The 17,165-nt window shown below is 71.1% G+C and carries 19 protein-coding genes and 1 tRNA gene; 1 reads left to right on the top strand and 19 read right to left on the bottom strand.

Annotated features, from left to right (window positions below; translation table 11 throughout):
• Window positions 1–5: 5 nt before the first annotated feature.
• The 9 genes from ABKW28_RS16045 to ABKW28_RS16005 all read right to left on the bottom strand — a co-directional run bounded on the left by ABKW28_RS16045 (window position 6) and on the right by ABKW28_RS16005 (window position 8,623).
• Window positions 6–983, bottom strand: a complete 978-nt coding sequence (locus ABKW28_RS16045; protein ID WP_193669339.1) for a diiron oxygenase — start codon at window positions 981–983, stop codon at window positions 6–8.
• 75 nt (window positions 984–1,058) lie between these two features.
• The gene (locus ABKW28_RS16040; RefSeq protein WP_348611455.1) at window positions 1,059–2,051 is read right to left on the bottom strand and encodes a hypothetical protein; all 993 of its coding nucleotides are present in this window, start codon (window positions 2,049–2,051) and stop codon (window positions 1,059–1,061) included.
• Window positions 2,052–2,055: 4 nt separating this feature from the next.
• Window positions 2,056–4,047: a threonine--tRNA ligase gene (gene thrS / locus ABKW28_RS16035; RefSeq protein WP_341229886.1), complete on the bottom strand. Its 1,992-nt coding sequence runs from the start codon at window positions 4,045–4,047 to the stop codon at window positions 2,056–2,058.
• A gap of 131 nt (window positions 4,048–4,178) precedes the next feature.
• Window positions 4,179–4,958, bottom strand: coding sequence for an alpha/beta fold hydrolase (locus ABKW28_RS16030; protein ID WP_348611452.1), 780 nt, complete (start codon window positions 4,956–4,958; stop codon window positions 4,179–4,181).
• A gap of 60 nt (window positions 4,959–5,018) precedes the next feature.
• A complete protein-coding gene (locus ABKW28_RS16025; protein ID WP_348611445.1) occupies window positions 5,019–5,450 on the bottom strand; it encodes a VOC family protein in 432 nt (143 codons plus the stop codon).
• A gap of 84 nt (window positions 5,451–5,534) precedes the next feature.
• The gene (gene fmdA / locus ABKW28_RS16020; protein ID WP_193669335.1) at window positions 5,535–6,788 is read right to left on the bottom strand and encodes a formamidase; all 1,254 of its coding nucleotides are present in this window, start codon (window positions 6,786–6,788) and stop codon (window positions 5,535–5,537) included.
• 33 nt (window positions 6,789–6,821) lie between these two features.
• Window positions 6,822–7,448 carry an AmiS/UreI family transporter gene (locus ABKW28_RS16015; RefSeq protein WP_193669334.1) on the bottom strand — a complete coding sequence of 209 codons (627 nt, stop codon included), beginning with the start codon at window positions 7,446–7,448 and terminating at the stop codon, window positions 6,822–6,824.
• Between the two features lie 48 nt (window positions 7,449–7,496).
• Entirely contained in the window at window positions 7,497–7,787 is a 291-nt protein-coding gene (locus tag ABKW28_RS16010) for a zinc ribbon domain-containing protein (protein WP_193669333.1), read from the bottom strand.
• Between the two features lie 104 nt (window positions 7,788–7,891).
• Window positions 7,892–8,623, bottom strand: coding sequence for a spermidine synthase (locus ABKW28_RS16005; protein WP_348611442.1), 732 nt, complete (start codon window positions 8,621–8,623; stop codon window positions 7,892–7,894).
• 248 nt (window positions 8,624–8,871) lie between these two features.
• On the opposite strand from ABKW28_RS16005, the gene ABKW28_RS16000 reads away from it, so the two are divergent.
• On the top strand, window positions 8,872–10,053 hold the full coding sequence (locus ABKW28_RS16000) for a site-specific integrase (protein ID WP_348611439.1): 1,182 nt from the start codon (window positions 8,872–8,874) through the stop codon (window positions 10,051–10,053).
• Between the two features lie 3 nt (window positions 10,054–10,056).
• Here ABKW28_RS16000 and ABKW28_RS15995 read toward each other — a convergent pair whose 3' ends face one another.
• From ABKW28_RS15995 to ABKW28_RS15950, 10 genes are all read right to left on the bottom strand, one after another.
• Entirely contained in the window at window positions 10,057–10,674 is a 618-nt protein-coding gene (locus ABKW28_RS15995; protein WP_348611436.1) for a hypothetical protein, read from the bottom strand.
• Window positions 10,613–11,227 (bottom strand): hypothetical protein, encoded by a 615-nt coding sequence (locus tag ABKW28_RS15990; protein ID WP_348611434.1) that lies wholly within the window; start codon window positions 11,225–11,227, stop codon window positions 10,613–10,615. The genes ABKW28_RS15995 and ABKW28_RS15990 overlap by 62 nt, the downstream gene beginning before the upstream one ends.
• A gap of 112 nt (window positions 11,228–11,339) precedes the next feature.
• Window positions 11,340–11,504: a hypothetical protein gene (locus ABKW28_RS15985; protein WP_348611431.1), complete on the bottom strand. Its 165-nt coding sequence runs from the start codon at window positions 11,502–11,504 to the stop codon at window positions 11,340–11,342.
• A gap of 8 nt (window positions 11,505–11,512) precedes the next feature.
• A complete protein-coding gene (locus tag ABKW28_RS15980) occupies window positions 11,513–11,962 on the bottom strand; it encodes a hypothetical protein (protein WP_348611430.1) in 450 nt (149 codons plus the stop codon).
• A 172-nt stretch (window positions 11,963–12,134) separates the two neighbouring features.
• Window positions 12,135–12,824, bottom strand: a complete 690-nt coding sequence (locus tag ABKW28_RS15975; protein WP_348611427.1) for a hypothetical protein — start codon at window positions 12,822–12,824, stop codon at window positions 12,135–12,137.
• A 32-nt stretch (window positions 12,825–12,856) separates the two neighbouring features.
• Window positions 12,857–13,228 (bottom strand): hypothetical protein, encoded by a 372-nt coding sequence (locus ABKW28_RS15970; RefSeq protein WP_348611425.1) that lies wholly within the window; start codon window positions 13,226–13,228, stop codon window positions 12,857–12,859.
• A gap of 649 nt (window positions 13,229–13,877) precedes the next feature.
• Window positions 13,878–15,431, bottom strand: coding sequence for an AAA family ATPase (locus ABKW28_RS15965; RefSeq protein WP_348611422.1), 1,554 nt, complete (start codon window positions 15,429–15,431; stop codon window positions 13,878–13,880).
• Window positions 15,428–15,664, bottom strand: a complete 237-nt coding sequence (locus tag ABKW28_RS15960) for a helix-turn-helix domain-containing protein (RefSeq protein ID WP_348611420.1) — start codon at window positions 15,662–15,664, stop codon at window positions 15,428–15,430. Before ABKW28_RS15960 ends, ABKW28_RS15965 begins: the two co-directional genes overlap by 4 nt.
• A gap of 336 nt (window positions 15,665–16,000) precedes the next feature.
• A tRNA-Val gene (locus ABKW28_RS15955) sits at window positions 16,001–16,072 on the bottom strand.
• A gap of 100 nt (window positions 16,073–16,172) precedes the next feature.
• Window positions 16,173–16,994 (bottom strand): aminodeoxychorismate lyase, encoded by an 822-nt coding sequence (locus tag ABKW28_RS15950; RefSeq protein ID WP_348611417.1) that lies wholly within the window; start codon window positions 16,992–16,994, stop codon window positions 16,173–16,175.
• Window positions 16,995–17,165: the final 171 nt, after the last annotated feature.

Raw genomic sequence — 17,165 nt, 5'->3', positions numbered from 1 at the left:
TCGACTCAGGCCGCGGCGGAGGCGGGCTCGCCGCGGAAGCGGGAGGGGCGGCCGTCGATGCCCGTGCGGCGCCACAGCCAGCGGGCCACGCGGTTGCGGCGCATGCCGGTCTCGTCAGCCAGCATCCGCACGTCGCCGAAGAGGTCGCGCAGGAACTTCTGCGACTCCGGGGAGTCCCAGTAGACCTCTGCCGCCACGGCCTCGGGGATCGCGAGCTCGCGCCGCACGCGCCGGCTCGGCACCAGGATCTCGTTGCACAGCCACTTCATCAGCAGCGGCACCGCCACCGAGATGACGCCGCGCTCCACGCGGGAGAGACGCTCGGCGTTGTGCTGGAGGTACTGGTGGGCGAAGCCGATGTGGCGGGCCTCCTCGGCCACGTGGATCTGCATGATCCGGCGCAGCAGCGGGTGCATGTCGTCCCCGGCGCGCAGCACCGACTTCTGCACGTGGTCGATCGGCTCCTCGCCGGCGAGGACGCCGAAGAAGAACCCGAAGGGCACCCAGCGGGCGGCGAGCGGGAGGAAAGGAGCCATGCCCCGGAAGAACCAGGAGCCGCCGCGGGCGTCGACGCCGGTGCGGTTCACGAACTCCTGGAACATCTGCGTGTGGTGGCACTCCTCGGTCGCCTCGTGGGTGGCGTAGCGGAACTCGGCGGAGCCGTTGGGGCGGCTGAAGGCGTAGTTCATCAGGCCGCTGATCAGGATCTGCTCGAACTGCAGGCCGACCTTGGTGATCCGGGCCTGGTGGTAGAGCCCGATCCGGACCTGGTGGTCCAGGGGCAGCGAGCGGTACCACTCGGTGCGTCCCATGACGTCGTGGGTGGGCAGCACCCAGCGCGGGTCGTTGGGGTCGACGGCGTTCTCGGGGGCGTCCCAGTCGATGTCGAGGAAGGCGTCGAAGTGCTGGTGCACCGAGGCCTCGGAGAGGGTGTGCAGCCGCTGCTCGTAGGTGGGTGCGGCGTCGCTTCGGAGAACGGTCATGCTCCGAGGTTAGGGAGACACCGTGTCGGTGTAAATAGTTAGCGCGACATCGTGTCGCACCATCGGTGTCGAGGCTCAGAACCGGTGGAACCACCCCGGCGCCTCGGCGTCGGTGCCGGGGCAGGTCACGTTGAGGTCGCGGTCGTCCTGGACCCACTGGCCCATCGCGGCGCTGCCGCCCTGCACGACGTACGACGCCCCGCAGCGGCGCAGCGCCTCGGCGCGCGAGGTCGGCCCGGCGGCACGCCACTCGGGCACGTCGCCCAGGCTCAGGTCACCGACCGCCTGGCTCCACAGGTAGGCCGTGGAGTAGATGCCGACCCGGTAGCCCTTGTCGACGAGCCCGTCGCGCAGCCCCTCGACGACGGCGGCGTTGGCCTCGAGGTCCCCCGACCACTCCCAGTCGCGCACCGGCTCGACGTCGATCCAGATGAGCGGTGCGGGCAGGCCGGCGTCGCGCATCACGGTGATGTCGAAGAGCGCCTGCTGGTAGCCGACGTTGCGCTGCGCGGCGTACGGGTCACCCGGGTCGTCGGTGTCGTAGGGGCCCCGCTCCCCCAGCTCGGCGAGCGTCGCGGGGTCGGGGTAGCTGGCCACGGCGTAGGCGCCGGCCAGCAGACCGCGCTCCCGCACCCAGGCGACCTGCTCGGCCAGGCACGGGTTGGGGAAGAAGGCCGGGCCGTTGGTCAGCCCCATCACCACGAACCGCGCCGAGTCGAGGGGCATCGGCAGCCCCAGGGTGCGGCGCTCGGGGATGCCCTGCCCGCGCGGGCACTGCGGCCAGCTGACGTCGCCGCCCTCGACGGGGGCGCGCAGGCCCTGGGGCAGCTCGGCGGCCTTCTGCTCGGCGAGCGCGGCCAGGTCGGACATGGCGGCGCGCTCGGCCTGCTCCTCCAGGTCGTCGGGCACCTGCGGCACGGTCAGCGCCTCGGTGCGCCCGGTCCCCGGCGACCGCTCCTGCGACGCGGGGCCGGCCGGCGGCTCGGCGCCGCCCCCGCAGCCGGCCAGGACCAGCACCAGGACCGAGCCCGGGACCAGACCCGCCGCCGTGCGGGGCGCGCGCCTCACCGGCTCAGACCTGCTCGCGCGACTCCACCGCGGCGCGCACCCGCTCGACGGCCTCCGCGAGCGGCACCCCGTTGTCCTGGCGCCCGTCGCGGTAGCGGAACGAGACGGCGCCGGCGGCGATGTCGTCGTCGCCGGCGATCATCATGAACGGCACCTTCTGCAGCTGGGCGTTGCGGATCTTCTTCTGCATCCGGTCGTCGGAGTCGTCGACCTCGACGCGCAGACCCAGCGGCTTCATCTGCCGCGCCACGTCGTGCAGGTAGTCGGCGTGCCGCTCGGCGATCGGGATCGCCTGCACCTGCACCGGGGCCAGCCACGGGGGAAAGGCGCCGGCGTAGTGCTCGACCAGCACGCCCATGAACCGCTCGATGGAGCCGAACTTGGCCGAGTGGATCATCACCGGCTGCTGGCGGCTGCCGTCGGGGGCGACGTACTCGAGGGCGAAGCGCTCGGGCGAGGGCTGGTTGAAGTCGTACTGGATCGTCGACATCTGCCAGGTGCGGCCGATGGCGTCGCGGGCCTGCACGGAGACCTTGGGGCCGTAGTAGGCCGCGCCGCCCGGGTCGGGCACCAGCTCGAGGCCGGTGCCGACGCAGACGTCCTCGAGCACCTTGGTCGCGACCTCCCAGTCCTCGTCGGAGCCGATGAACTTGTCCTTGGAGGCGTCGCGGGTCGACAGCTCGAGGTAGAAGTCGTCGAGGCCGAAGTCGCGCAGCAGCCCGAGCACGAAGTCGAGCAGGTGGCGGATCTCGTCGGGCGCCTGCTCGGCGGTGACGTAGGAGTGCGAGTCGTCCTGGGCGAAGCCGCGCACCCGGGTCAGGCCGTGCACGACGCCGGACTTCTCGTGGCGGTAGACGCTGCCGAACTCGAAGAGGCGCAGCGGCAGCTCGCGGTAGGAGCGCTGCCGCGAGCGGTAGATCAAGTTGTGCATCGGGCAGTTCATCGCCTTGAGGCGGTAGTCCATGCCGTCGACGTCGAGCGCGGGGAACATGCCCTCGCCGTAGTAGGGCAGGTGCCCGGAGGTGTGGAAGAGCCCCTCCTTGGCGATGTGCGGGGTGCCGACGTACTCGAAGCCCTCCTCGATGTGGCGACGGCGGACGTAGTCCTCCATCTCCCGCTTGATCACCCCGCCCTTGGGGTGGAAGACGGGCAGGCCGGAGCCGATCTCGTCGGGGAAGCTGAACAGGTCGAGGTCGCGCCCGAGCTTGCGGTGGTCGCGGCGCTCGGCCTCCTCGATGCGGTGCAGGTGCTCCTCGAGCGCCTCCTTGGACTCCCAGGCGGTGCCGTAGATGCGCTGCAGCTGCTTGTTCTTCTCGTCGCCGCGCCAGTACGCCGCCGCCGAGCGCATCAGCTTGAACGCCGGGATCCGCTTGGTGGTGGGCAGGTGCGGGCCGCGGCACAGGTCGGACCAGGCGGTCTCGCCCTTGCGGTCGAGGTTGTCGTAGATCGTCAGCTCGCCGGCGCCGACCTCCGCGGAGGCGCCTTCGGCGGCGTCCTCGGCGTTGCCCGAGCCCTTGAGCCCGATGAGCTCGACCTTGTAGGGCTCCTCGGCCAGCTCGGCGAGGGCGTCGGCGTCGGTGGTGACGCGGCGGGAGAACTTCTGGCCCTCCTTGATGATCTTGCGCATCCGCGTCTCGATCTTGGCCAGGTCCTCGGGCACGAAGGGGGTCTCGACGTCGAAGTCGTAGTAGAACCCGTCGACGACCGGCGGGCCGATGCCCAGCCGGGCCTGGGGGAAGAGGTCCTGGACGGCCTGGGCCAGCACGTGCGCGGTGGAGTGGCGCAGCACGTCGCGACCGTCGGGGCTGTCGATGAGCACGCCCTCGACCTCGTCGCCGTCGGACAGCTCGTGGGCCAGGTCCTTGAGCTCGCCGCCCACGCGGGCCACGACCACGGCCGGGTCGTCGGCGAAGAGCTCCCAGGCCTTGGTGCCCGTCGTGACCTCCCGCACCTCACGCTCACCGGCGTGGACGAGGGTGATCTTGAGGTCGGACACAGGGTGCTCCGTTCGTGGTGGGGCCCGGAGGGGGCTGACGCCGCGATCGTATCCAGCGCGGGAGGCGATCGACGCATCGGTTTCTGCGACCGTTCCCAGCGCGAGGGGGCGGGCGCGCTGAGCCGGGACCCTCAGGAGGTGCGGTCGAGGATCAGCCGGACCGCCTCGTCGGGGGCGTCCCACTGAGGGAAGTGCCCGCACTTCTCGAACCAGTGCAGCTCGGCGTCGGGGTAGGCGCGAGCGGCACGCTCGGCCTGGCGGGGCAGGGTGACCCGGTCGCGCCGTCCCCAGCCGATCGTGACCCGGCCCGGCACGGTCCCCGCAGGCGCGCCCTTCTGCTTGGGCCCCTTGGTGAGGGCGTCCATGGCCGCGTCGGTCGCCGGGGCGTCGGCCAGCCCCAGGACGTCGGGCAGCACCGTGTCGGCGTCCAGCGCCCAGGGGCGTGCCGAGAGCTGCGCCAGGAGGGCGGTCCGGCCGGCCCGGGTGGCGAGCAGGGACGGCAGCGCCCCGCGCAGGAGGCGGACCAGGGCGATGGAGGGCCGCAGCGTGGCACCGAAGAGCGCCAGCTCGCGGTCGGTCCAGAAACCGCCCGGGTCGAGGGCCACCGTGTCGCCCCCGACGCCGCGCCGGGCCAGCTCGAGGACGATCCGCGCCCCCATGGACTGGCCGGCCGTGGCGACCCCGCCGAGACCCTGCTCCTCGATGAAGTCGGCGACCGCGTCGGCGAGCGAGGCGATGGACAGCTCGGCGAGGGGTGCGCTCTGCCCGAAGCCCGGCAGGTCGACCGCGACCACCTCGCGCTCGGCAGCCAACCCGTCGATGAGCGGCGCCCACGAGCGCCAGCCCGCACCGAGGCCGTGGACGAGGAGCAGCGGCGCGCCCGTGCCGCGCCGTACGTGGTGCAACGTCATCGTCTCACCGTAGACGGCGGGCGATGACGCCCCAGGCGGGCACGGACCTCGGTGAAACGCTCAGAAGAACTGGTCGACCAGCACCGGGTTGCCATCGGGGTCGGTGAGCATGATCGAGGCCGGCCCGGTGGTGCCGGCGTCGGCGCGGTCGGCCACGGCCAGGCCGGCCTCGTCGGCGTGCTGTTGGACGCGGCGTACGTCGGTGAAGGACTCCAGGCGCTCCATCCGGTTCGTCAGCCCCGGGTTGAAGGTGAGGATGTTGCGCTCGAACATGCCGTGGAACAGCCCGATCGTCGTCTCGCCGTTCTTCAGGATCAGGTAGTCGTGCGCCGGGTCTCCCCCGGTCACCTCGAAGCCGAGCCCCTCGTAGAAGGCGCGCGAGGCGTCGAGGTCGGCCACCGCCAGGGAGACCGAGAAGGCGCCCAGCTCGAGCGAGCCCGGCAGGGAGGCGTCGGCGGCGGGGACGGTGGGGAGCTGCCAGTCGTCGGTCATCTCTCCATCGTCGACCGGGGCTCCCGGCCCGTCAACGCCGCCCTCCGCCTCCTGCCGGGGAGCCGGGGTGCCGGGGTGCCGGGGTCAGAAGGAGGACCTCGGGACACCCATGCCGGGGTCGATCCTCGTGGGTCCGCCGGGGCCGGGAGCCACGTCGAAGTCGAAGATCGCGGTGGGCAGGTAGACCGTCGAGCAGGAGTTCGGGATGTCGACGACACCCGAGAGCCGACCCTCGATCGGTGCGGCGCCGAGGATCATGTAGGCCTGCTCCGGTGAGTACCCGAAGCTCGTCAGGTAGTCGATGGCGTGCAGGCAGGCCCGCTGGTAGGACAGGTGCGAGTCGAGGTAGCGCTGGGTGCCGTCGAGGGTGACCGACGTGCCCGAGAAGGCCAGCCACTGGCTGTACTGCGGGTCCACGTTGCCGGGCATGAAGATGGCGTTCTCCCCCACCCCGTAGGTCTCCATGCCGTTCTTGATGAGATCGACGCGCAGGTCGATGAAACCGCCCATCTCGATGGCGCCGCAGAAGGTGATCTCGCCGTCGCCCTGGCTGAAGTGCAGGTCGCCCATCGACAGGTTGGCCCCGTCGACGTACACGGGGTAGAAGACGCGGGTCCCCTTGGTGAAGTTCTTGATGTCCTGGTTGCCACCGTTCTCCCGCGGCGGCGCCGTGCGCGCGGCCTCGGCCGCGGCCCGGTCGAAGGCCTCGCCCTCGAGGCCGCCGAGGATGGCGTCCTCCGGCAGCGGCGGAAGCGCCAGCGGCGGCACGCGATCGGGGTCCTGGGCGATCAGCGCGCCCTCGCGGCTGTTCCACCGCGAGAGCAGCTCGGCCGAGGGTGCGGTGCCCATCAGGCCGGGGTGCACGATGCCGGTGAAGGCCACGTGGGGCACGTGCCGCGAGGTCGCGGTGCCGCCGGTGAAGTCCCAGATCACCTTGTAGGCGTCGGGGAACTGCTCGGTCAGGAAGCCGCCGCCGTTCTGCTGGGCGAAGATGCCGGTGTAGCCCCAGCCCTGCCCGGCGAGCGGGCCGGAGTCCTCCTGCGGGATCGGCCCCACGTCGAGGATGTCGACCACGAGCAGGTCGCCCGGCTTGGCGCCCTCGACCGCGAACGGGCCGCTGAGCACGTGCACGGTCGAGAGCGGGGCGTCACGGATGTCGTCGGCGGAGTCGTCGTTGTGGATTGCGCCGTCGAACCACTCGCGGCAGTCGACGCGGAAGGAGTCGCCCGGCTTGACGTGCACGGCGGCGGGGATGTCGGGGTGCCAGCGGTTGTGGCCCAGCAGCTGCTGGTCGGTGAAGCGCTTGGTGGAGTCGAGCGGGAAAACTGTCTGCGGCATGTCGGGACCTCTCTCGATGTGGGGTGGACGGGCTCAGCGGGTCGATCCCGCGGTCTCGGCGGCTGGGGTCTCGTGCTCGCGCAGGCGCGGGTAGAGCCCGCCGAAGAGGACGACGGCGGCGACGGCCAGCACGACCGTGGCGAGGCCGACGTTGTCGGCCCACTTGCCGGTCATCAGCAGGAAGGCGGGGATGACGCCGGTCAGCCAGCCCTGGATCGCCGCCACTGCTCCCGTGTACCTGGTCAGCTCCTCGCGCCCGAGACCGAGGACCAGGAAGAACAGCAGCCACAGGAACGCCCAGCAGAGCCAGATGACGCCGAAGGCGCTGTCGTCGAGGCGGCCGAAGTTCAGCCCGGCGTAGACCAGCGCACAGATGGCCACGAAGAGCGAGAAGTAGCCCAGGCCGGTGCCGTCGAATCCGCCGAGCACGTTGAAGGCCACGTAGAGGTAGGTGAAGCCGAAGAGGTAGAGCCCGGACGCGCTGAGGATGACGTCGGCGTCACCGCCCGCGGTGAAGATCAGGTACGACGGCGTGACCACCTGCAGCAGCCCGACGAAGATGTTGAGCGGGCCCGCGGACCTCGCCTCGACGTAGCCGAGGAGCATCAGCCCGTTGAGGAAGAGCACGGCACCCACGTAGAGCAGTCCGACCATCGCCATGGTCGCCACCTCCTTCTCGGTCAGCGGTTCTCGGGTGCGGCTGCGGGCTCAGGGCCGGGGCAGCCGTTGCAGCGCGGGGTTCGTCGCCACGCGCGTGCCCGGCCGTCGACGGCCGGGCGACGGCACGGAGGTGACGACCTCCGGCTCGGCGCTGCTGCGCTCGGTCCGCTCGATGGCTCGCGCGTAGGGCGAGGACGCCCGGGACAGGCGTGGGGCGCTGAACCGGCGGCTCGCGTCGCGGGCACAGGTCGGGCAGGGCAGCACGGCCGGGGCGCTGCCCATCGGAAGGCGTACGTCGACGGCACCGTCGACCTCGCAGCGGTACTCGTAGGTCGCCATCACGCGGCTCCGAAGGGGTACACGACTCCTGCCTACCAACCCCGCTGAGCGGGGATCATCACCACTCTTGGTGATGCTGCGCGAACCTCGTGGGCCCGGGCGGATCAGCGCGTACGGACCGCTTCCGCAGGACCGGCAGCCCGGCGGGCGACGTAGACGGTGCTGGCCGACTCCCCGCCTGCGACCGGGTTGGCGAAGGTCACCACGTGGGTCGCGACGTCGACGTAGACCTCGCGCAGGGCGCCCTCGAAGACAGGGTCCGGCGGGTCGTCGGACCACAGCGCGAAGATGCCGCCGGGAGCGATGAGCCCGGCCATCCGCCGCAGCCCGGCGGGCTCGTAGAACGCCGCGTGCGAGGGGTGCAGCACGTGCTGCGGGGAGTGGTCGATGTCGAGCAGCACGACGTCGTACGCCGCTCGCGGCGTGGCGCCCTCGGCCACCTGCGCGAAGAAGTCGCCGTGCTGGAGGTCGCAGCGCGGGTCGGCGGCGAGGCCGGCCGTGTCGGGCAGCAGGTCACGACGGTGCCAGTCGATGACCGCCGACACCGCCTCGACGACCTGCACCTGGGCGACCCGCTGGTCCTCGAGCGCCGCACGCAGCGTGTAGCCGAGCCCGAGGCCCCCGACGAGCACCTGCAGGTCCTCTCCCCCGGCCGCGGCCAGACCCAGGTGCGCGAGCTCGGTCTCGACGACGGTGAAGAGGCTCGACATCAGGAACTCGTCGTCGATCTTCACCTCGTAGACGTCGTGGCCCACCGCGGGCTCGAAGCGGCGGCGCAGGCTGATCACCCCGATCGGGGTGTCCTCCCAGCCGAGCTCCTCCATGTGCAGGGCCACGCGGCACCTCCGGGGTGGAAATGACAGAGACCGCGGCCGGAGGATCTCCGAGCCGCGGTCTCTCGAGGTGGGCGATACTGGGTTCGAACCAGTGGGAGCGACGCACTGTGCTGCATCGACTGACCTGCAAGAACGTATCTGACCTGCATCGACGCTGCTCAGAGGCGTGTGACAGACAGTGACGCACGTGTACAGTCCTGTCTAAGTGGAGTGCTGCGGAAGTGCTGCGGCGACGGAGGGGCGACGACGTGGGAAACGACAAGGGCACGCGCGAGGGCTTCGGGAACGTCCAGCAGCTCCGCTCGGGACGCTGGCAGGCGCGGTGGAAGAAGGGTGGTCGCGCGTTCACCGCGAAGACCGACGACGGCCACTCGCTCACGTTCGCGAAGCGCACCGAGGCTCGCCGCTGGCTCAACTCGCACGAGGAAGCAATCCGATCCGGCGCCTGGCCCCCGGCGCCCGTGATCCCGGTCGACGTACGCACATTCGCGGACGCCGCCGAGGAGTGGATGAGCCGGCGCGACCTGCAACCCCGCACCGCCGACCACTACCGCTCGCTGCTTCGTCTCCACCTCCTGCCGACCTTCGGGCACCGCGAGGTCGCCGACATCACGCGCGCCGACGTGGGCGACTGGTGGCACGGCCTCACCGGCAAGGACACCGCCCGCCGTCACGCCTACACGCTGATGAGGTCGGTGCTCGCCGTCGAGGTCGACCACGACAGGATCACCGCCAACCCCTGCCGCCTCGACAAGAGGGAACTCCGCGCCTCGACGCCGGGTGTCGAGAAGCACGAGACGACGGTGCTCGACGACCGAGCGCAACTCGCGGCACTCGTGGCGGCGATGCCCGAGCGGCACCGGCTCCTCGTCGACCTCGCGACCGTCTGCGCCCTCCGCTTCGGGGAGGTGACCGCACTGCGCCGTCGCGACCTCGACCTCGACGCCGGCCTGCTGCACGTGCACGTCGCGGTCGCGCGCGTGCCCGGCCAGCCGCCGCAGCAGAAGGACACGAAGACGAAGGCTGGGAAGCGCGATCTCCCGCTCCCCTCGCGGCTCGTCGACCCCCTGCGCGCCCACCTTGCCGAACACGTCGACCCCGGCCCCGACGCGCTCGTGTTCCCGGCCACGAGCGGCGGCTACCTCGCCCCGTCAGCCTTCTACGGGCGGGCGCCGAAGCCGGCCACGAAGAAGACGAGGGCTAAGCCCGGCAGCGGGTTCTACGCCGCTCGCGCGGCGATTGGTCGGCCCGACCTGCACTTCCACGACCTGCGACACACCGGCCTGACGTGGCTCGGGGAGAAAGGCACGCCGCCGCAGGTGCTCGCGCTCTACGCCGGGCACGCAGGCCTCGGCATGGTGGCCCGCTACTCGATGCACGAGACGCCCAACGTGCTCAGGAAGTGGCAGGACGAGGCGTGGGCCGACTGAGGCTCACCAGCCGGCCGAGAGGCGCCGTAGGTCCCGCTCAAGGCGAGCCAACTCCGGCGAGGCGGGGTCGGTCATGAGTGCCCGGTGCAGAGTGCCCGTCGCGCGTTTCTCGGGGTCGGCGTACTCGTCCTCGGCGAACGCCGCAACGAACAGCGGCGCGAGGAAGGCACCGGGAGAGCTGCCGTCGGCCGGCGAGATAGCGGCGGTCTCAGTGAGCCACTTACCGAACAGTTGGCGGCAGCGACGCCGCACGAGGTGGCGGCGGATCGGTGAGAGGGATTCGGCGACGTACAGCACGGCCGAGACGAGGGTGTAGTCGTCTCCGACCATCGTGTGCGGTTCGTCCCGCTTCAAACTCCCGTGGCGTCCAGCTTGGTACTTCCTCACCTTTGCTCGCATAGGCGCGACGGTCTCAGCGAGCCGCTGGCGGGCTTCATCGCGGCGCTCCGCCCGCCGCTGACGGATGGTCGTTTGCGACACGGCAGCGAGCGACACGAGCGTGCCGACGAGGGCGCTCAGGGCGGTACTCAGGGCGACAGTCGACCAGTCCAACGGAGCCTCAGTCCTTCGCGCGCCGGACGCTCTCGCGAGCAGCTTCGAGAAGGTGCTCGGCGCGAGCACGGAGATCGTCGAGGTCAGGATCGAAGTCGGCCACAGCCTTGGCCTCGGACTGTTTGCGCCACGAGTAGTAGAGCCAGCGCCCCTGCGTCTCCTCGATCGAGGTATCTGCCGCGAGGCCTCGCCAGTGGTCAACGTCCCGACCGTGACGATGCTTCACGCCGCCGTTGCGCAGCGCCTCAATCAAGTCGGTCAGCCCCTCCCTGCACTTCGACGAGGCGAACGCCTCGACCGTTGAGAGGTTGTCGTGCAGCGTATCGAGCATCTTCGACATATCCAGCGCGTAGGCGAGTCGGTTCGTATCGTCCACCGGCGCGTCGGAGTCGGCGAGAGTGCGACACTGCCGGATCACCTCGAACAGCGCCTCAGACTTGCGCTCCCACACTCGCTTCTCGAAGTCGAGGTCGGCCTCATGACGACGCTGCCGCTCGCCGCCGTAGACATTGGCGGCGATGGTGAGTCCCGCGAGGGCGGCCGACGAAACGACCGAGACGGTGGCAATGTCGACCATGCGCGGGAGTGTGCCACCCGTCGACCACTCGACGATGCGCGACAAGCCGGAATTGTCCGGTGTAGGCGGGCAGACGATGTCGCTCGTAGCTAGGTTGTGCTCCCCGCCGTCGTGGCACACCCACCGATGCCCCGACGGCGGGGAGGTCAGAGGGCGGCTACTCGCCGTCGTCGTCGCCACGGAGGGCGGCGAGCATCTGCGCCGCCTGCTTCTCGGTCGCCGACTTCGGCTCGGTCGCCCCCTTCTGGCGGGGCACCGGGTCCGAGGTGCGCAGGCGTGCGACCTGGCGGCGGGTCGTGGCGGAAGGCTTCTCGGTGCTCATGGTGCTCCTCAATACGGGCGGATGATGGTCAGCGACGCCCTGCGGCGCTTTCGGCGGCGACGCGCAGGAACCGCCGTCTCCGGCGCTGCTGGCTCCCCGGCGACAGCAGGGGCCACCTGTGGCCCTTCAGCACGCCCAGCGGGCCGAGGCGAAGCCGTGGCGCCCTTCGAGTCGACGGGTTCGGTGCGCGCGGAGGCCTCGTGGGCGCCGGCACTCGCCAGAATCTCCGCAGCCAGCGCGTCGACCCTCTCGACGGCCTTCCGCTCCTCGACGATCCACTCGCGCCACGGTTGACGGGCACGGCGCTCCTCGTCGGCCTCGATGCGGGCGAGGCGATCCGGCAGCGACGCCTTGAGCGACTCCGCGAGGGCAGCAGCGGCAGCCTCGCCCTTCAGTGCCCACTCCGCCATGACGCCGACCTCATCCTCGGCGGTCAGCACCTCACTCGTGCTGACCATCGGCGGAGCGAAGATGCCCCGCCCGCGAGCCCGATCCTCGACCGTCGCCTGCCGACAGCTCTCCGAGCGGCCCTCGGGGGCGGTCGACTCCTCCGGCCACGGCCCCCCGGCCCACGCACACCGCCAGCCGTGGTTCACACACCGACGATGAGCAGAAGCGATCGTCGACCGATTACGCGGCATCGGTGTCGCCGCCCTCGACCTTGGCAGCCTCCGCCGCGACGCACTCCTGACGGGCAGCGACAGCCTCGGCCGCGACGCGGAACGGCGAGAGCGACTCCGCCAGCGCAGTCCCGGCGTGGCTGGCAGCGAAGCGAGCACGGTGCCCCGGCGCGCCCCGCCCCAGGTTCGGGACCGTCGGGGAGACCTCGGCCGTCGCGGTGAGCAGCTCGTGAAGCTCTCCCGTCGCGGCCACGTCGTCACGCGCCTCCTGAAGCTCGCGGGTCGCAGCCTCGTACCGGGCGACGGCCTCGGCGTGATCGGCGGCGACCTCGGCCGACCACGCCGGGGCGGCGTCACGAAGCGCCCGCGTCAGCTCCCCGTAAGCGATGCCCACCGCCCCCCGGTAGGCCTCGCGCAGAGCCACAGCGTCGGCCTTCGCCGTCTCCGCCCGCTCCGCCTCGCCGCGCGGCTTGGTGACCGTGCCCCCACCGGCCAGCGTCGCAGCGGACGCTCGCCGGTCGGCAGTCTCGGCCTCAGCCACGCCCCGCTGCGCGGTCTGCACCGCCCCGACGCGGCGGTGGTACTCGTCGTGCAGCCCCAGGTAGTGCTCTGCGGCGGCGCGCACGGAGGGGGTCAGGTGGGCCAGCGGCGGCAGGTCGACGCGGTACGGCGTCGTGGTGCGAACGCGGTCGGTGTTCATGGCACTCCTCGTGCTCTCGGGGTGGTTGGTGGTCAGCGGCTCGGCAGCCGGTCGGCGTCGTCGTCCTTCGGCGGCTTCTGCCACGTGCCGAGCAGCCGGGCTCGGTCGCGCTCGACGCCGGCCAGCCCTTGCGCGGCACGCAGCCGCGTCGTCGAGTCGGGGTCGTCGAGGAGTTCGGAGAAGACGCGGGCGAGACGGTCGAGACGAAGCTCGCTCGTGAGTCGGAGGTGGTCGACCTCCTGAGACGGCAAAGCGTCCATGCCTTCGGCCAATCGACGCGTCGCCACAGCCACGGAGATGCCCTCCTCTGCGGCGATGTCGCGGACGCTCAGCCCGTTCGCGTGCAGGGTCAGGACGCGCTGCACTCGCTCGCGCTGCGCTGCTCGTTCTCCGGCCTTCGGCATAGGTCCAGTGTGCCACGGAAGTGCTGCAAACGTGGTTGAGGTGCGGGTAGGCGCCGGGTGCGATTGGGCGGTTTTCCCTGATCGCGGGCGAATTTCGCCGCACTCGGATGCGTCTGCGTCACTGTCTGCAGACCAGTGACTTGCCCGAGCGGATGCCCGGGACGGTCGCGGGGTCGGCCGACCACGGGCGGGGCAAGGGCTCGTCAGGGGCGTGATCGGCGGTGCCTCCCCGACGGAGCCGGGCGACAGCTAACCGGGTCACCCCCGCGCACCCCCGCGCGCGCACGCGTGAGACGGGGCCGAGGTTGGGCGAGGTGGCGGGGCCGATCTCGACGCGGAGGCCGGTCCGGACGCAGCGTCACACCCGCCGACCACGGCGGCGAATGTCCGGCTGAAAGTCCGGGACGAACGGGACGAACGCCGGAACTTCACCGGACAAACCTGCCGTCGTGAGCGTGAATCGACCGGAGTTTCACCGGACATCGTGCCGGAAGTCCGGTGGCCTCCCCCCTCTTAAGGGGAGGCCCGGCCGGACAAACGGGCTGATGGAAGAAGGAGGAAGGAAAGCTGCTGCCCGTGACGGGTGCGAGGCGGGGAGGGAGTGGGGCACCGCCCCGCCGTGGTCGGCCGTACCCCACCCCTCACGCGCTCACGTGGTGCCGGGCTCGGCGAGCCGGTACTTCGGCCGGGTGTCGGTGCCGACGTTCACGAGGTGCCCCGACTCGACGAGCCTCGGGAGAGCCTCGTACGTCGTCGAACTCGGGACGCCTGCACCCTTCGCCACAGCGGCTCCGGTGACGGCCGTCGCGTCGGTGCCGTACCGAACGAAGTTGAGGATCATCCGCTCGGCGTTCATCGCCGAGTTGACCTCGCCCTGCCCGCCCGGCTCGACGAGCACGAGCGAGTCGCCGACCTTGCGGGCTTCGAGGGACACGAGCTTGTGCTCCTCGCCGTCCTTCATCTTCGTGTGCTTCAACGTGACCACGGGAGCGCCGTCGTCGCGCTTTGCGTGCCACACCACGTCGATGTCGTCCTCGATGCCCGAGAAGCCTCGGGTGTCGGTGTCGCCCTTCGTGGTGTGGGACAGGGAGAGCGTCGACCCGTCGGCCGTCGCTCGCTTCACGCGCTCGATGTTGTCGACGACGGCACCCATCTCGGAGCCGTTCTCGTCGGCCCCGCCCGACATTCGGCGGATCGTGTCGATGCACACGAGGGCGTAGCGGCCTCGCTCGACGACGGAGAGCAACTCGGCGAACTCCGGCCCCGGCGTGTGCATGTTGAGCGCCGCAGGGCGCACCGTGAAGGCGTCACGGGGCACGGCGACGCCGTGGTGCCCCTCCCACGCCCGCACGCGCTTCGCGATGCCGTGGTGCCCCTCTCCGGCAATGTAGAGAACTCGCCCCTGCTCGACGGCGTGCCCGCGCCATGGTCGGCCCGTGGCGATATGGAGCGCCCAGTCGAGGGCCACGAACGTCTTGAAGGTGCCGTCACGGCCTCGGAGGATCGCGTTCGCCCCTCGCGGGAGCACGCCGTCGATCAACGCCGGAGGGAGCGTCAGTCCGTCGAGGTCGTCGAGGTCGAGGTAGAGCGACGAGCCTTCTGCCAGGTCGTCGAAGGTGAAGCGATCCCCAACGGGCGGTCGGCCCCGGTTAAGCATGAGCCACCGGCGCATGTTCGCCTCGGCATTGACAGGGCAACGCCGACACAGCGGGTGCACGGCGATCCTGTGCTCGACGTGATGGTTCTCGATGGTGCCGAGTTCGAGCCGAACGCGCCGCTCGGCCTCCCCGTGCAGGGGCACGTCGCCCTCCTCGTCAGAGTCGATGTCGTCGGCGGTGTACGGCGGGACAAAGGGTCGGATCGCGTTGTGCTCGTCCTCGAAGACCCGCCAGCGTCGATCGAACTCCGCTCGACCCTCGGGGGTGTCGGGCAGGTCGTGGGAGAAGTCGGGGCCGTCAGGCGCGACTGGCCCCCAGCTTCTCGTGTGACCGCCTAGTCCGGCGCTCTGCTCTGCGCGCATCTGCTCGCGTCGGCGCGTCTGGTCGGCCTTCAGCTCGGCGAGATACTCGGGCGACGGGTCGAGATCGTCCCCGTGCCCGACCGCGCTCGCCGGTATGCTGTTCTCAGACTTCTTTGCGGGGGTCGTCACTACGGAAGCCGCTCCCTGACCGGGGCGGCTTTCCTCGTTCGGGGGGCCGCTCACGCCGACACCTCGTGAGGGGCGACGGGCACGGCCAGGGCCTCAACGTCGGCCATGTTGACGCGGAGCAGCTTGCCGCCGACGCGGTAGCCCGGCAGGCGTCCCTCCGCGAGATAGCGGCGGATGGTTCGAGCGTTCACGCCGAGGTAGTCGGCGGCTTCGTCGATGCTGCGCAGCCGCTTGACGGGGGGCGGCGCGGTGGTTGACCCCTTGACGGGTCGGGGCGATCGGGACATCGGTGTCTCCTAGACACACGAACGCGGGACAGACCTACGACTGTCTGAGTCGTGCGGTCTGCCCGGCTGCCCATCGCTGCTAGCCGTGGAAAGTCACGGGCCCCCGTGAGCGACCATCTCGGCCTCTCCCCCCACGGGGAGCACGGTGCGGTGTGACTGGCGGTTCTGCGTTCTGCTGTGTCCACAGACTACACCGATGTCATTCCCCGTCCATGAGGCGAGGACAAGTGCCGCGACGTGCTGCGCCCCTTTGAGGTGCTGCGAAGGTGCTGCACCGGGAAAATCAAACGGCCCTCGACGCTGCGTCTCCGCTGGTCAGGGGCCGTTTGTTCGAGGTGGGCGATACTGGGTTCGAACCAGTGACCTCTTCGGTGTGAACGAAGCGCGCTACCACTGCGCCAATCGCCCTTCTGCCCGCCGGATTCCTCCGCCGGATGCACCCGGGGGTGCGGTCGCAGACTTTAGCGCATGGCGCGCGGAGCGTTCACATCCGGCCCCCGTCGAGGGGCTACCGACCGAGCAGCTCGGGCTCGCGCCGGCGCCAGGTCTGCGCCGCGGCCCGGGTGAGCGGGCCCGGCCCGCCCAGGTCGCGCTCGTCCCAGTGCGAGACCGGCTGCACGTCGCGGGTGGTGGAGGCCAGGAAGACCTCGTCGGCCTGCGCGACGACCTCGATCGGTTCGTCGACCTCACGGGCGCCCACCCACTCGACGAGCAGCCGCCGGGTCACCCCGGCCAGGCAGCCGCTGGCCAGCGTGGGCGTGCGCAGCTCACCGTCGACGGCGTAGAAGACGTTGGAGCCGGTGCCCTCGCAGAGGTGTCCGGCGAGGTTGGCGAAGACCGCCTCGTCGGCCCCACGGCGACGCGCCTCGGCGAGCGCGACCACGTTCTCGGCGTACGACGTGGTCTTGAGCCCGGCCAGCGCGCCCCGCTCGTTGCGTGGCCACGGCACGGTCGCCACCCGCGCCGCCGGGGCCGCGGGCTGCAGGGGCACGGCGACCACGACGATCGTCGCCTCGGCGTCGCCCCGGCCCGACCCGAGGGGGCCCGGGCCACCGGTGACGGTGATGCGCAGGCGCCCGAGCGGGAGCGGGTCGGCATCCAGGACGGACGCGACGCCGCGGCGCACGGCGTCGTCGTCGGGAGCCGGCAGCCCCAGGCCGAGCGCGCTGGTGCGCAGCCGCGCCAGGTGGAGGTCGAGGGCGAAGGGCAGACCGTCGACGACCTTGATGGCCTCGAAGACCCCGTCGCCGACGGTGAGTCCGTGGTCGCTGACCTCGATCACCGGCTGGCGGGGATCAGCGAGCAGATGTCCGTTCACCCAGGCGTGCACGGCACTCACTCTAGGCGCCCCGCCGCCACCCCAGCCGCTCTCTGCACCCCCGGTTTGCCGGCTCTTCCCAGATGAGGGTGTAGGTCAGCCGGGAGCGTCGGTCCGCAGATAGACGTCGAGGTCTCCCGACGATGGAGGTTCCTACGCCATCCATCCGAAAGACCTCGACGT

Source organism: Nocardioides sp. 31GB23 (assembly GCF_040012395.1).
Taxonomy (GTDB): Bacteria; Actinomycetota; Actinomycetes; order Propionibacteriales; family Nocardioidaceae; genus Nocardioides; species Nocardioides salarius.
The sequence above is the reverse complement of the archived record's forward strand: the minus strand, read 5'-3'. Positions and strand labels throughout refer to the sequence as shown.

Coding starts and splice junctions, on each gene's coding strand:
- fmdA (WP_193669335.1), bottom strand. CDS start 6,788: ATGCCGCAGACAGTTTTCCCGCTCGACTCCACCAAGCGCTTCACCGAC.
- ABKW28_RS16025 (WP_348611445.1), bottom strand. CDS start 5,450: ATGACCGACGACTGGCAGCTCCCCACCGTCCCCGCCGCCGACGCCTCC.
- ABKW28_RS15970 (WP_348611425.1), bottom strand. CDS start 13,228: ATGCCGAAGGCCGGAGAACGAGCAGCGCAGCGCGAGCGAGTGCAGCGC.
- ABKW28_RS16015 (WP_193669334.1), bottom strand. CDS start 7,448: ATGGCGATGGTCGGACTGCTCTACGTGGGTGCCGTGCTCTTCCTCAAC.
- ABKW28_RS16045 (WP_193669339.1), bottom strand. CDS start 983: ATGACCGTTCTCCGAAGCGACGCCGCACCCACCTACGAGCAGCGGCTG.
- ABKW28_RS16010 (WP_193669333.1), bottom strand. CDS start 7,787: ATGGCGACCTACGAGTACCGCTGCGAGGTCGACGGTGCCGTCGACGTA.
- ABKW28_RS15960 (WP_348611420.1), bottom strand. CDS start 15,664: ATGTCCCGATCGCCCCGACCCGTCAAGGGGTCAACCACCGCGCCGCCC.
- ABKW28_RS15980 (WP_348611430.1), bottom strand. CDS start 11,962: ATGGTCAGCACGAGTGAGGTGCTGACCGCCGAGGATGAGGTCGGCGTC.
- ABKW28_RS15975 (WP_348611427.1), bottom strand. CDS start 12,824: ATGAACACCGACCGCGTTCGCACCACGACGCCGTACCGCGTCGACCTG.
- ABKW28_RS16030 (WP_348611452.1), bottom strand. CDS start 4,958: ATGACGTTGCACCACGTACGGCGCGGCACGGGCGCGCCGCTGCTCCTC.
- ABKW28_RS15985 (WP_348611431.1), bottom strand. CDS start 11,504: ATGAGCACCGAGAAGCCTTCCGCCACGACCCGCCGCCAGGTCGCACGC.